The sequence below is a fragment of the Pseudomonas sp. MS01C9 genome (assembly GCF_058202755.1).
In genome coordinates, this window is record NZ_CM177073.1 from 2,436,462 (window position 1) to 2,450,217 (window position 13,756).

Genomic DNA, 13,756 nt, shown 5'->3' on the forward strand with positions numbered 1-13,756 from the left:
AGGGCTTGATCCTGTCATCGAACAGGCCTGGGAGAGGGAATGCAGACTATTTGGCGGGTAACAGCATCGAAGGATCGATGTGCTGCGTAACCACACCCGCCAAGAAAGATGGGCGAGGGAGTGCCGCCCGGGTTGCCAGGACCGGCTAGAGAAGATTGGGATAACGATCCAGGGCGTTATGACGGCCAGCGAGCAGGCCTGTGGGATTCCTACGGGCAATTATTCAAACCAGGACTGTGGATAGACTGCCCACAGCCCTAGTGCTATTTGCCGATGCAGAAGCTGGAAAAGATCCTTCCCAGGAGGTCATCGGAGCTGAAGGCGCCCGTGATCTCACCCAATGAGTGCTGGGCCTGACGAAGATCCTCGGCCAACAGCTCACCGGCGCCAGCCAATGTCAGCTGAGCACGACCGTGTTCCAACGCCGCGCTGGCATGGCGCAACGCCTCGAGGTGCCGGCGTCGGGCGCTGAAGCTGCTCTCCGAGGTTTGCTCATAGCCCATGCAAGCCTTGAGGTGTTCACGCAGCAACTCCAGGCCCTCTCCTGCGGCTTTCGCGCTCAGGCTGATGGTCACGTGGCCGTCGTCGCTGACCTCGAGTGCTATCGCTTCTCCCGTAAGGTCGGCTTTATTGCGGATCAGCGTAACCTTCGCCGGATCCGGGCGCACTTCGAGAAATTCAGGCCACAAGGCAAAAGGATCGTCTGCTTCCGGGGCGGTCGCGTCGACTACCAGCAGTACTCGATCAGCTTCACCAATGGCTTTCAACGCCCGTTCGACGCCAATTTTCTCCACCTGGTCGTCGGTATCGCGCAAACCTGCGGTGTCCACAACGTGCAGAGGCATGCCGTCGATGTGGATATGTTCGCGCAGGATATCCCGGGTAGTACCGGCGATCTCGGTGACAATCGCCGCCTCACGACCGGCCAGGGCATTGAGCAAGCTCGATTTGCCGGCGTTGGGCCGTCCGGCGATCACCACGGTCATGCCGTCTCGCAATAAGGCACCTTGTCCGGCTTCCCGCAGGACTGTGGATAATTCATCGCGTACTTTGTCGAGCATGCTCAGCACATGGCCATCGGCAAGGAAGTCGATTTCTTCCTCGGGAAAATCGATCGCCGCTTCGACATAGATCCTCAGGCCAATCAACTGTTCGGTGAGGTTATGCACACGCTGGGAAAAAGCGCCCTGCAGGGAACGCAGTGCGTTGCGCGCAGCCTGCGCTGAACTGGCTTCGATCAGGTCGGCGATCGCCTCAGCCTGGGCCAGGTCGAGTTTGTCGTTGAGGAAAGCTCGCTCGCTGAATTCACCCGGCCGCGCCAGGCGGCAGCCCAACTCAAGGCATCTGTGGAGCAACATATCCAGCACTACTGGGCCGCCATGGCCCTGCAGTTCCAGCACGTCTTCCCCAGTGAAAGAGTTTGGCCCTGGAAAATAGAGCGCGAGTCCTTCATCGAGCACTTGCCGGTCATCGCTGAAAAATGGGCCATAGTGAGCGAACCGTGGCTTGAGCTCGCGCCCACTGATGGCCTTGGCCACGACGCTGGCCAGGGGACCGGAAATTCGGACGATGCCGACGCCGCCTCGCCCCTGGGCAGTGGCAACGGCGGCGATGGTTTCACGAGGTGCGCTCATAACCGATATCCAGACAAAAGTGGCAGATAGCAAAACGCCCCACTAGGGGGCGTTTTGTGTGGTTATCCACAGTGCAAGTTACGCCTCGGCTTTTTTCGTAGCCGCTTCGATCTTACGCGTGATGTACCACTGCTGAGTAATGGACAGCACGTTGTTCACAACCCAGTACAGCACCAGACCGGCCGGGAACCACAAGAAGAAGAAGGTGAAGATGATCGGCATCATTTTCATGACCTTCGCCTGCATTGGATCCGGAGGCGTCGGGTTCAACTGCTGCTGGATGAACATGGTCGCGCCCATGATGATCGGCAGGATGAAGAACGGATCCTTGATCGACAGGTCGGTTATCCACAGCATGAACGGTGCCTGACGCATCTCCACGCTTTCCAGCAGAACCCAGTAGAGCGCCAGGAATACGGGCATTTGTACGAGAATCGGCAAGCAACCACCCAGGGGGTTGATCTTCTCTTTCTTGTACAACTCCATCATGGCCTGGGACATTTTCTGCCGGTCATCGCCATGTTGTTCTTTCAAGGCAGCGAGCTTCGGTGCCACGGCGCGCATGCGGGCCATGGATTTGTAGCTGGCTGCCGACAATGGGAAGAAGATGCCCTTGATCAGCATGGTCAGGAAAATGATCGACCAACCCCAGTTACCAACAATGCTGTGGATATGTTGCAGCAGCCAGAAGATCGGTTGCGCAATGAACCACAGGAAACCGTAGTCGACAGTGAGTTCCAGACCTGGGGACAACTCTTTCAACACAGCCTGGCTTTTCGGGCCGGCATACAGAATGGCGCTGGTCTCGGCCTTGGCGCCTGGGGCCACGGTCAACGCCGGGCCGGTGTAGCCGACGATGTAGTTGCCTTTGCTGTCCTTACGAGTCTGGACGACATTGGTTTCGCCCTTCTGCGGAATCCAGGCCGTCACGAAGTAGTGCTGCAGCCAGGCCACCCAGCCACCTTGAACGGTTTCCTTGAGCTGAGCCTTGTCCATGTCTTTCATGGACACTTTCTTGTAGGGCTCGGAACTTGTCCACAGGGCGGCGCCCAGATAAGTCGCGGTGCCGGTGGCCGTGCTGGAGGAAGGATCGTCACTGGCGTCGCGTTTCAGCTGGGCGAACATAGCGCCGGACCAGGGCTGCGCGCTCTGGTTATCGATCACATAGGACACGACCACGTCATACAGGCCACGTTTGAGTGTGAAGCGCTTGATGTAGTTGACGCCGTCCTTGCTGAACTTCAGGTCGACGACCAGTTGATCCTGCCCATCGGCCAGTTGGTAAGTCTTCTTCTCGGCCGAGTAGACCGGGCGACCCGCCGGGTTGGCATCGGGGCCATTGCTACCAATCAGCCCGCTCTGGGCCAGGTAGGTCCGCTCGTTGCCGTTGTCGAACAGCTGGAACGGGATATCCGGATGATCCTGGCGGCGTGGATAGAGCGGCAGCTTCAATTGGGCAACGTCACCGCCCTGTGGATCGATTGCCAGTTCCAGCACGTCGGTCTTGATCTGGATGAGATCCTTGCTCGCAGCCACAGGGGCTTCAGCAGGAGCACTGGTATCGTTTGTCGCGCGCGGAATGTCATCACTGCTGGCAGCGTTGTTGCCAGAAACGGTGTCTGGCAGGCTCGGTGCGGTATTGCTGGCTGCAACATTCTGAGTCGGCAGGGCAGCCTGGCCATAGTCCTGGTTCCATTTAAGAACCATGACGTAAGACACGATTGCCAGGGCGACGATCAGGATCGTGCGTTTGATATCCATGATTACTCGGCCATCGAAGAAGAACGGGAGGTAGGGATAGGCGGAACCGGGTCATAGCCACCGGGATTCCACGGATGACAGCGACCTAAACGACGAAAGGTCAGCCAGCCACCGCGCAAAAGGCCATGTTTTTCTATGGCTTCGTACGCGTAGCAGGAACAACTGGGGTAGAAACGACAGTGACTGGCCATCAGGGGACTAATGGCGTAGCGATAAAACTGGATCGGAACGAGTGCCAGTTTACGCATCGGGACTGTCTACCCCTACAGTTTCGGTGTTGACCGCCGGAGCTGGCTTGTTGCGCGCCAGGCGTTTCCAGAGCTTGCCGAAATGCTGAATCAATTCGGGGTTTTCTACGTCACCCAAACCTTTGCGCGCGACGATAACGATGTCCCAGCCGACCAGAGAATCCTGGTTCAGGCGAAACGATTCGCGCATCAGACGTTTGAGGCGATTGCGCTGCACGGAGAGCTTGACGCTCTTTTTCCCGATAACCAGCCCTAAACGGGGGTGATCGAGATCGTTGCTGCGCGCAAGGAGCAGGAGATTTTTCCCCGGAACCTTGCCGGTAGGGGAGTCAAAGACTGCCTTGAAATGCCGGGGTGTAAGCAGACGCTTTTCCCGACTGAAGTCCTGACTCACCTCCAGTGCCGGATTATCAAACTGCCAGACGTGCACGACCTTTGGCGCGACGACGCGACAGGACGGCACGACCGTTCTTGGTAGCCATGCGAGCACGGAAACCGTGGGTACGAGCGCGTTTGATAGTGCTTGGTTGGAAAGTACGTTTCATGTCGTGTTACCTGGTTCGTCCACAACGGGCCGGAATGGCCCCTGTTTTAAGAGACCGGGGATTCTAGAGAAAGCAAGACCCTAGGTCAATTTCCAACCAGCGTTTCCTTTAAATAGATACGCGTCGACGAATCGGTTCGCAAAGCGCCCGCTCATAGATATAAAAAGAAGGGAATTATTTAAAGCTTTTCTGTAGAGCTTATAAAAGCAACGCTGGCAGCCATCTGTGGATAACTGCCCTGAGCCCTTATGAATCAATATGTACAGAGAAGGACAACTAGGCGGGAAAGCGGTGGTAAGGCTGTGCTGCGCTATCGGATAAGCTGTGCGCGGAATGGCGGGTTATCCACAGGTAGGTTATCCACTGGGTTTCGGTAGCACTTGTCCCATGCTCTCAACGGTGGTTATCCACAGAGCTTATCCACCGACCGCCTGTCACCTTTTTTGTGGTTAAGGCTTTGATAAATCATGGTCGATGATCAACCTGCGTGTGGATAAGTGAACGTCTGCTCGCTACAATGGCCGCTTGTTTTTGCCTCACCGGCTTTCAACTTAGGGGATATCCGTGTCAGTGGAACTTTGGCAGCAGTGCGTGGAGCTTTTGCGCGATGAGCTGCCTGCCCAACAATTCAACACTTGGATCCGTCCACTACAGGTCGAAGCCGAAGGCGACGAGTTGCGTGTCTATGCACCGAACCGTTTCGTCCTCGACTGGGTCAACGAAAAGTACCTGGGCCGGGTCCTGGAACTGCTCGACGAGCATGGCAATGGCATGGCACCAGCGCTGTCCTTATTAATAGGTAGCAAACGCAGTTCTGCACCCCGCGCCGCGCCGAACGCCCCGTTGGCGGCTGCCGCGGCTTCCCAGGTCCAGGCTGCTCCGGCGCCGGTCCACGCTGCCCCTGCGGCTTCAACGCCGGCTCCGAGCAAGCGAAGCGCACAGAAAGTCGCCGAAACCAGCGAAGAGCCTTCCCGAGACAGCTTCGATCCAATGGCCGGCGCCAGCTCACAACAGGCACCGGTACGCGCAGAGCAGCGCACCGTCCAGGTCGAAGGCGCGCTCAAGCACACCAGCTACCTGAACCGCACCTTCACCTTCGAGAACTTCGTCGAGGGTAAGTCCAACCAACTGGCTCGTGCCGCGGCCTGGCAGGTTGCCGACAATCCCAAGCATGGCTACAACCCCCTGTTCCTTTATGGTGGCGTGGGCCTGGGTAAAACCCACTTGATGCATGCGGTGGGCAACCATCTGTTGAAGAAGAATCCGAATGCAAAGGTCGTGTACCTGCATTCCGAGCGTTTCGTGGCGGACATGGTCAAGGCCCTGCAACTGAATGCGATCAACGAGTTCAAGCGCTTCTACCGTTCGGTGGACGCCTTGCTGATCGACGACATTCAGTTCTTCGCACGCAAGGAACGCTCCCAAGAGGAGTTTTTCCACACCTTCAATGCCCTGCTCGAAGGCGGGCAACAGGTAATTCTCACCAGCGACCGATATCCGAAGGAAATCGAAGGCCTGGAAGAACGCCTGAAGTCGCGTTTCGGCTGGGGCCTGACGGTGGCTGTCGAGCCGCCTGAGCTGGAAACCCGGGTTGCGATCCTGATGAAAAAGGCCGATCAGGCCAAGGTCGAGCTGCCTCACGATGCGGCGTTCTTCATCGCCCAGCGTATTCGCTCAAACGTGCGTGAGCTCGAGGGTGCGCTCAAGCGTGTTATCGCTCACTCTCACTTCATGGGGCGCGATATCACCATCGAATTGATTCGCGAGTCCTTGAAGGATCTGTTGGCACTCCAGGACAAGCTGGTCTCTGTGGATAACATTCAGCGAACCGTTGCTGAGTATTACAAGATCAAGATTTCCGACCTGCTCTCCAAACGCCGTTCGCGTTCGGTAGCCCGGCCACGGCAAGTGGCCATGGCCTTGTCCAAGGAACTGACCAACCACAGCCTGCCGGAAATCGGCGATGTGTTTGGCGGGCGCGACCACACGACCGTGTTGCACGCCTGCCGCAAGATCAACGAACTGAAGGAATCCGACGCGGACATCCGCGAGGACTACAAGAACCTGCTGCGTACATTGACCACTTGATGACCACCAGCGCAGCTTATTAAGGCAAGGGACTAGACCATGCATTTCACCATTCAACGCGAAGCCCTGTTGAAACCCCTGCAACTGGTCGCAGGCGTCGTCGAACGCCGCCAGACCTTGCCGGTACTTTCCAACGTGCTGCTGGTTGTCGAAGGCCAGCAACTGTCGCTGACCGGTACCGACCTGGAAGTCGAGCTGGTGGGTCGTGTGCAACTTGAAGAGCCGGCCGATCCGGGCTCCATCACGGTGCCGGCGCGCAAGCTGATGGATATCTGCAAGAGCCTGCCCAACGATGCGCTGATCGACATCAAGGTCGACGACCAGAAACTCGTGGTCAAGGCAGGTCGCAGCCGTTTCACTCTCTCGACCCTTCCGGCCAACGACTTCCCAACCGTGGAAGAAGGCCCAGGCTCGCTGACCTGCAGTCTCGAGCAGAGCCGTCTGCGCCGTTTGATCGAGCGCACCAGCTTCGCGATGGCTCAGCAGGACGTGCGTTATTACCTCAACGGCATGCTGCTCGAAGTCTCTGCCGGCATTATCCGTGCCGTTGCCACCGACGGGCATCGCCTGGCCATGTGTTCGATGCAGGCCGATATCGGTCAGCCGGATCGCCACCAGGTGATCGTGCCGCGCAAGGGTATCCTGGAACTGGCGCGTCTGCTGACCGAGCCGGATGGCAACGTCAGCATCGTCCTGGGCCAGCACCACATCCGTGCCACTACCGGCGAGTTCACCTTCACGTCGAAACTGGTAGACGGCAAATTCCCAGACTATGAGCGCGTACTGCCCAAGGGGGGCGACAAGCTGGTCCTGGGCGACCGTCAGGCGCTGCGTGAAGCGTTCAGCCGTACTGCCATTCTCTCCAACGAAAAGTACCGTGGTATCCGTCTGCAACTGGCCAACGGTCAACTGAAGATCCAGGCGAACAACCCGGAACAGGAAGAGGCGGAAGAAGAAGTCGGCGTTGAATACAACGGCGGTTCCCTGGAAATCGGCTTCAACGTCAGCTATCTGCTCGACGTGCTGGGTGTAATGACCACCGAACAGGTTCGCCTGATCCTGTCTGACTCCAACAGCAGTGCCTTGCTGCAGGAGTCCGACAACGACGATTCGGCCTACGTTGTCATGCCGATGCGTCTGTAATTAGTGGCCTGTGGCTAATTCGAGTACTCAATTAACCGTACAGGCCACTGGATGTCCTTAAGTCGCGTCTCGGTCACCGCGGTGCGCAATCTGCACCCGGTGACCTTCGCCCCCTCCCCCCGTATCAATATCCTTTACGGCGCCAACGGCAGCGGCAAGACCAGTGTCCTGGAGGCTGTCCACCTGCTGGGGCTTGCCCGGTCGTTTCGCAGCACCCGCCTGTCACCCGTTATCCAATACGATCAGTTGGCTTGCACCGTGTTCGGGCAGGTGGAGCTGGCGGAAGGGGGGCATAGCGCGCTGGGCATTTCAAGGGACCGTCAAGGCGAGTTCCAGATTCGCATCGACGGACAGAACGCCCGCAGTGCCGCGCAACTGGCTGAAATCCTGCCGTTGCAATTGATCAACCCCGACAGCTTCCGTCTGCTGGAAGGGGCACCCAAGATTCGCCGGCAATTCCTCGACTGGGGGGTGTTCCATGTCGAGCCTCGTTTCATGGCAACCTGGCAGCGCTTGCAGAAGGCGCTGCGCCAGCGAAACTCTTGGCTGCGACATGGTACACTTGACGCCGTTTCGCAAGCGGTTTGGGACAGGGAACTGTGCCAGGCCAGCGCTGAAATCGATGAATACCGCCGCGCTTACATCAAAGCCCTGAAACCGGTCTTCGAGCAGACCTTGAGCGAACTGGTTGAGCTTGAGGGCCTGACGCTCAGCTATTACCGAGGCTGGGACAAGGACCGGGAACTGAGCGCCGTACTGGCCGGCTCGCTGCAACGGGACCAGCAAATGGGACACACCCAGGCTGGCCCTCAACGCGCTGACTTGCGCCTTCGCTTGGGCGCGCATAACGCCGCGGATATCTTGTCCCGGGGGCAGCAGAAGTTGGTGGTGTGTGCCTTGCGTATCGCCCAGGGGCACCTGGTAAGCCAGGCCCGTCGCGGTCAGTGTATTTATCTGGTGGATGACTTGCCGTCCGAACTGGACGAGGCCCACCGTCGAGCGCTTTGCCGTTTGCTGGAAGACTTACGCTGCCAGGTTTTCATCACCTGTGTAGACCACGAATTATTGAGGGAAGGCTGGCAGACGGAAACGCCAGTCGCCCTGTTCCACGTGGAACAGGGCCGTATCACCCAGACCCACGACCATCGGGAGTGAAGGCATTGAGCGAAGAAAATACGTACGACTCAACGAGCATTAAAGTGCTGAAAGGCCTGGATGCCGTACGCAAACGTCCCGGTATGTACATTGGTGACACCGACGATGGCAGCGGTCTGCACCATATGGTGTTCGAGGTGGTCGACAACTCCATCGACGAAGCGCTGGCCGGCCATTGTGACGACATCAGCGTCATCATCCATCCGGACGAGTCGATCACCGTACGCGACAACGGCCGTGGCATCCCGGTCGATGTGCACAAGGAAGAAGGCGTTTCCGCTGCCGAAGTCATCATGACCGTGCTACACGCCGGCGGTAAGTTCGACGACAACTCCTACAAGGTCTCCGGCGGTCTGCACGGGGTAGGTGTTTCGGTCGTGAACGCGCTGTCCGAAGAGCTGGTACTGACCGTTCGCCGTAGCGGCAAGATCTGGGAACAGACCTATGTCCACGGCGTTCCGCAGGAGCCGATGAAAATCGTTGGCGACAGCGAAACCACCGGTACCCAGATCCATTTCAAGCCATCGGCCGAAACCTTCAAGAACATCCATTTCAGCTGGGACATCCTGGCCAAGCGTATTCGTGAACTGTCTTTCCTCAACTCCGGTGTCGGCATCGTCCTCAAGGACGAGCGCAGCGGCAAGGAAGAGCTGTTCAAGTACGAAGGTGGCCTGCGTGCGTTCGTTGAATACCTGAACACCAACAAGACCGCGGTCAACCAGGTGTTCCACTTCAATGTCCAGCGTGAAGATGGCATCGGCGTGGAAATCGCCCTGCAGTGGAACGACAGCTTCAACGAGAACCTGTTGTGCTTCACCAACAACATTCCGCAACGCGACGGCGGTACTCACCTGGTGGGCTTCCGTTCGGCGCTGACCCGTAACCTGAACAACTACATCGAGCAGGAAGGCCTGGCGAAGAAGCACAAGGTCGCCACCACGGGTGACGATGCCCGCGAAGGCCTTACGGCGATCATTTCGGTGAAGGTGCCTGATCCGAAGTTCAGCTCCCAGACCAAAGACAAGCTGGTGTCTTCCGAAGTGAAGACCGCGGTCGAACAGGAGATGGGCAAGTATTTTTCCGACTTCCTGTTGGAGAACCCGAACGAAGCCAAGCTGGTGGTCGGCAAGATGATTGACGCCGCCCGTGCCCGTGAGGCCGCGCGCAAGGCCCGCGAGATGACACGCCGCAAAGGCGCGCTGGACATCGCTGGCCTGCCAGGCAAGCTGGCTGACTGCCAGGAAAAGGACCCTGCCCTGTCCGAGCTGTACCTCGTGGAAGGTGACTCCGCCGGTGGTTCTGCCAAGCAAGGCCGTAACCGCCGGACCCAGGCCATCCTGCCGCTCAAGGGCAAGATCCTGAACGTCGAGAAGGCACGTTTCGACAAGATGATCTCGTCCCAGGAAGTCGGCACCCTCATCACCGCCCTGGGCTGCGGCATCGGTCGTGAAGAGTACAACATCGACAAGCTGCGGTATCACAACATCATCATCATGACCGATGCTGACGTCGACGGTTCGCACATCCGTACCCTGCTGCTGACGTTCTTCTTCCGTCAGTTGCCCGAGCTGATCGAGCGCGGCTACATCTACATCGCCCAGCCGCCGCTGTACAAGGTCAAGAAAGGCAAGCAGGAGCAGTACATCAAGGACGACGACGCCATGGAAGAATACATGACGCAGTCGGCCCTGGAAGATGCCAGCCTGCACCTGAACGAAGACGCCCCAGGCATTTCCGGGGAAGCTCTCGAGCGCCTGGTCAACGACTTCCGCCTGGTGATGAAGACGCTCAAGCGCCTGTCGCGACTTTACCCACAGGAGTTGACCGAGCACTTCATCTACCTGCCGGCCGTCAGCATGGAGCAACTGTCCGACCACGCAGCGATGCAGGATTGGCTGGCCCAGTACGAAGTCCGCCTGCGCACTGTCGAGAAGTCTGGCCTGGTCTACAAGGCCAGCCTGCGCGAAGACCGTGAACGTAACGTCTGGCTGCCGGAAGTCGAGTTGATTTCCCATGGCCTGTCGAACTACGTCACCTTCAACCGCGACTTCTTCAGCAGCAACGACTACAAGACTGTGGTCTCTCTCGGTGCACAGTTGAGCACGCTGCTGGATGAAGGTGCCTATATCCAGCGGGGCGAGCGCAAGAAGTCCGTGACCGAGTTCAAGGAAGCCCTTGAGTGGTTGATGGCAGAAAGCACCAAACGCCACACCATCCAGCGATACAAGGGGCTGGGGGAAATGAACCCGGATCAGCTGTGGGAAACCACCATGGACCCGGGCTCGCGTCGGATGCTGAAGGTCACCATCGAAGACGCCATTGGTGCGGACCAGATCTTCAACACCCTGATGGGTGATGCGGTTGAACCTCGTCGTGACTTCATCGAGAGCAACGCCCTGGCGGTGTCCAACCTGGACTTCTGATACCAAGCAGAACACCCCTCCAAAAAAAAGGCCAACGCGCAAGCGTTGGCCTTTTTTTACACCCCCAGTTCAGCCTGTTTCCTACCAGACCTATGGGTCAGAAAGCGTGTAACCCAGTAACACCTCAGGCAAAAGCTTTTAATCTCAAGGACTTGGAATATCTGCTTGGCCCCCGGAATACGGGGACCACAGGAAGCCTGGCGCAGATCTTGCGTGTTAAATAAATTACATGTCGTTTTTTTATTTTTACAAAAGAAGCGACAGTCCGAGATGGAATGAATAAATCTAAATACCAAGGGTAGTCTCAATGAGCGGTACGCAAACTTCCAACAACCTGGAACAAGGGCTCAAGTCACGACATGTGACGATGCTCTCTATCGCTGGTGTGATCGGCGCCGGCCTTTTCGTTGGCTCCGGCCACGCTATCGCAGCGGCAGGCCCGGCCGTGCTGTTGGCCTACGCCGCCGCCGGCGCGCTGGTGGTGTTGGTGATGCGTATGCTGGGCGAAATGGCGGTCGCGTCTCCGGACACCGGTTCCTTTTCCACTTACGCTGATCGGGCGATCGGGCGCTGGGCTGGCTTCACGATCGGTTGGCTCTACTGGTGGTTCTGGGTGCTGGTAATCCCGTTGGAGGCCAACGCTGCAGCGACCATATTGCACGCCTGGTTCCCGGACGTGGCGATCTGGGCGTTCACCCTGGTCATCACCCTGCTGCTGACGGCCACCAATCTGTTCAGTGTGAAGAACTATGGTGAATTCGAGTTCTGGTTTGCCCTGGTCAAGGTGGTGGCGATCATCGGTTTCATCGTCCTTGGGATCCTGGCAATTTCCGGTTGGCTGCCCAGCAGCCAGGTCAGCGGTGTTTCCCATCTATTCGACACTCAGGGTTTTTTGCCCAACGGCATGGGCGCGGTACTGGGAGCGATCCTGACCACCATGTTTTCGTTCATGGGCACCGAGATCGTGACCATCGCGGCCGCTGAGTCGAAGAACCCAGGCCAACAGATCTCCAAGGCGACCAACTCGGTGATCTGGCGGATCGGCCTGTTCTACCTGGTTTCCATCTTTATCGTCGTGGCCCTGGTGCCATGGAACGATCCGCTGCTGGCCAGCGTGGGTTCCTACCAGACCGTGCTGGAGCGCATGGGTATCCCCAATGCCAAGCTGATTGTCGATATCGTCGTGCTGGTCGCGGTGACAAGCTGCCTCAACTCCGCGCTCTACACCGCCTCGCGCATGATGTTCTCATTGGGCAAGCGTGGCGATGCGCCGGCGGTTTCCCAGCGTACCAACAAGAGCGGCACCCCTTACTGGGCTGTGATGCTGTCCACCGCAGCCGCTTTCCTGGCGGTGTTCGCCAACTACGTGGCCCCGGCTGCCGTGTTCGAATTCCTGCTCGCCAGCTCCGGCGCCATCGCACTGCTTGTTTACCTGGTGATCGCATTCTCGCAGCTGCGCATGCGTAAGCAGCGCATGGCTCGTGGGGAAAAGATTGCCTTCAGCATGTGGGTGTTCCCGGGCCTGACGTACCTGGTAATCGTATTCATCATCGGTGCCCTGACGATCATGCTGTTCCAGGAAGCCCACCGGGTGGAGATCCTCGCCACGGGGCTGCTCAGCCTGCTGGTGGTCGCGTCCGGGTTGCTGGTGCAGCGTCGTCGGGTCGGGAAGGCTGGCAAAGCACTGCAGATGGCCAACTAGTCATGCTTCCCACGCCACGCGTGGGACGCTTCAACACAAGCTCCGCGTTCGCTTTCGGGACGCGGAGCTTGCCTGGCTCAACTCGCTACCGACGTTTCGCTGTCCGCCGATACGCTTTCCAGGCGATACCCATACCCATAGATAGTCAATAACTGCCAACCTCGATCAGCCGTCAGGCCAAGCTTGTTGCGCAGGCGATAGATGTGGGTGTCGAGGGGGCGGGACGAGGTCATTTCCTCGTGGGTCCAGAAACGTTCGTAGAAATATTCCCGGGACAATGGACGCCCCAGATTGGCGAACAGGCAGCGGGCCAGTCGGTATTCCCGCTCGGTCAGGTTGATGGGCACGCCGGCGCGGGTGACCGTCAGTTCGGCATCGTCGAACGCCAGGTCATTGAAGACTCGTACATCGCTGGCCGGAGCACGTTGCAGGTTGTGCCGGCGTAGCACGGCGCTGACCCTGGCCTTGAGCTCGTTGGGTCGGAAGGGTTTGCTCACGTAATCGTCGGCGCCGGCATTGAGGGCCTGGACGATATCCTGCTCGCCGTCGCGGCTGGTGAGCATGATGGCGGCCGGAGGCGAGTCCATGTGTTCGCGTGTCCAGCGCAGCAGCGACAGGCCACTGATACCGGGCAACTGCCAGTCGAGTATCAACAGGTCGAAGGTTTCCCGACGCAGTTGCCGCAGCAGGTCTTCGCCGCGCTCGAAACTGTGCAGGGTCCAGGCTTGCTCACCCCGGCCGGGGATCTGTTGCAATGTCTGCTCCACCCGGCGCAGCTCGGCCGGTTCGTCATCCAGTATGGCGACACGCATGGGACGCGATTCCTTGATCTCGAAAGTAACGAACATCATCAGCAGGCCACCCAAACGGTCCAGCCTTGGCTGGCTAGCGGCGAGGCTTGCTGTCGCAGGCTGCGACAATACCGGCTCAAGCCGTGGAGGGAAAGGCAGCAGCACGCCGCCTATCGAGTCCGCTATAGTCTCGAGCTGCCCAGCTCGTGGGTTCGTCGCCTATCAAATGAACAATCCCTTCTGCCCTTTTGCTCGTACAAGGACCT

At 58.4% G+C, this 13,756-nt stretch carries 11 protein-coding genes; 5 read left to right on the forward strand and 6 right to left on the reverse strand.

Annotated features, from left to right (window positions below; genetic code table 11):
- Positions 1-263: 263 nt before the first annotated feature.
- From mnmE to rpmH, 5 genes are all read right to left on the reverse strand, one after another.
- On the reverse strand, positions 264-1,634 hold the full coding sequence (gene mnmE, locus AC1M7R_RS11210) for a tRNA uridine-5-carboxymethylaminomethyl(34) synthesis GTPase MnmE (protein WP_072397533.1): 1,371 nt from the start codon (positions 1,632-1,634) through the stop codon (positions 264-266).
- A gap of 78 nt (positions 1,635-1,712) precedes the next feature.
- On the reverse strand, positions 1,713-3,395 hold the full coding sequence (yidC, locus tag AC1M7R_RS11215) for a membrane protein insertase YidC (protein WP_072397543.1): 1,683 nt from the start codon (positions 3,393-3,395) through the stop codon (positions 1,713-1,715).
- A gap of 2 nt (positions 3,396-3,397) precedes the next feature.
- The gene (yidD, locus tag AC1M7R_RS11220; RefSeq protein WP_072397545.1) at positions 3,398-3,643 is read right to left on the reverse strand and encodes a membrane protein insertion efficiency factor YidD; all 246 of its coding nucleotides are present in this window, start codon (positions 3,641-3,643) and stop codon (positions 3,398-3,400) included.
- Positions 3,636-4,037, reverse strand: coding sequence for a ribonuclease P protein component (gene rnpA, locus AC1M7R_RS11225; protein WP_197685723.1), 402 nt, complete (start codon positions 4,035-4,037; stop codon positions 3,636-3,638). Before rnpA ends, yidD begins: the two co-directional genes overlap by 8 nt.
- 16 nt (positions 4,038-4,053) lie before the next feature.
- On the reverse strand, positions 4,054-4,188 hold the full coding sequence (rpmH, locus tag AC1M7R_RS11230) for a 50S ribosomal protein L34 (protein ID WP_003213577.1): 135 nt from the start codon (positions 4,186-4,188) through the stop codon (positions 4,054-4,056).
- A gap of 564 nt (positions 4,189-4,752) precedes the next feature.
- On the opposite strand from rpmH, the gene dnaA reads away from it, so the two are divergent.
- The 5 genes from dnaA to gabP all read left to right on the forward strand — a co-directional run bounded on the left by dnaA (position 4,753) and on the right by gabP (position 12,699).
- Positions 4,753-6,276 (forward strand): chromosomal replication initiator protein DnaA, encoded by a 1,524-nt coding sequence (dnaA, locus tag AC1M7R_RS11235; protein WP_072459073.1) that lies wholly within the window; start codon positions 4,753-4,755, stop codon positions 6,274-6,276.
- A 39-nt stretch (positions 6,277-6,315) separates the two neighbouring features.
- Complete coding sequence (gene dnaN / locus AC1M7R_RS11240) at positions 6,316-7,419, forward strand: DNA polymerase III subunit beta (protein WP_072397551.1); 1,104 nt, start codon at positions 6,316-6,318, stop codon at positions 7,417-7,419.
- A gap of 51 nt (positions 7,420-7,470) precedes the next feature.
- On the forward strand, positions 7,471-8,574 hold the full coding sequence (gene recF / locus AC1M7R_RS11245; RefSeq protein WP_072397553.1) for a DNA replication/repair protein RecF: 1,104 nt from the start codon (positions 7,471-7,473) through the stop codon (positions 8,572-8,574).
- Between the two features lie 5 nt (positions 8,575-8,579).
- On the forward strand, positions 8,580-10,997 hold the full coding sequence (gyrB, locus tag AC1M7R_RS11250; RefSeq protein WP_072397589.1) for a DNA topoisomerase (ATP-hydrolyzing) subunit B: 2,418 nt from the start codon (positions 8,580-8,582) through the stop codon (positions 10,995-10,997).
- A gap of 307 nt (positions 10,998-11,304) precedes the next feature.
- Positions 11,305-12,699 carry a GABA permease gene (gene gabP / locus AC1M7R_RS11255; RefSeq protein ID WP_490610408.1) on the forward strand — a complete coding sequence of 465 codons (1,395 nt, stop codon included), beginning with the start codon at positions 11,305-11,307 and terminating at the stop codon, positions 12,697-12,699.
- A gap of 77 nt (positions 12,700-12,776) precedes the next feature.
- On the opposite strand, the gene AC1M7R_RS11260 is transcribed toward gabP, so the two are convergent.
- The gene (locus tag AC1M7R_RS11260; protein ID WP_072397591.1) at positions 12,777-13,511 is read right to left on the reverse strand and encodes a response regulator transcription factor; all 735 of its coding nucleotides are present in this window, start codon (positions 13,509-13,511) and stop codon (positions 12,777-12,779) included.
- Positions 13,512-13,756 lie beyond the last annotated feature (245 nt).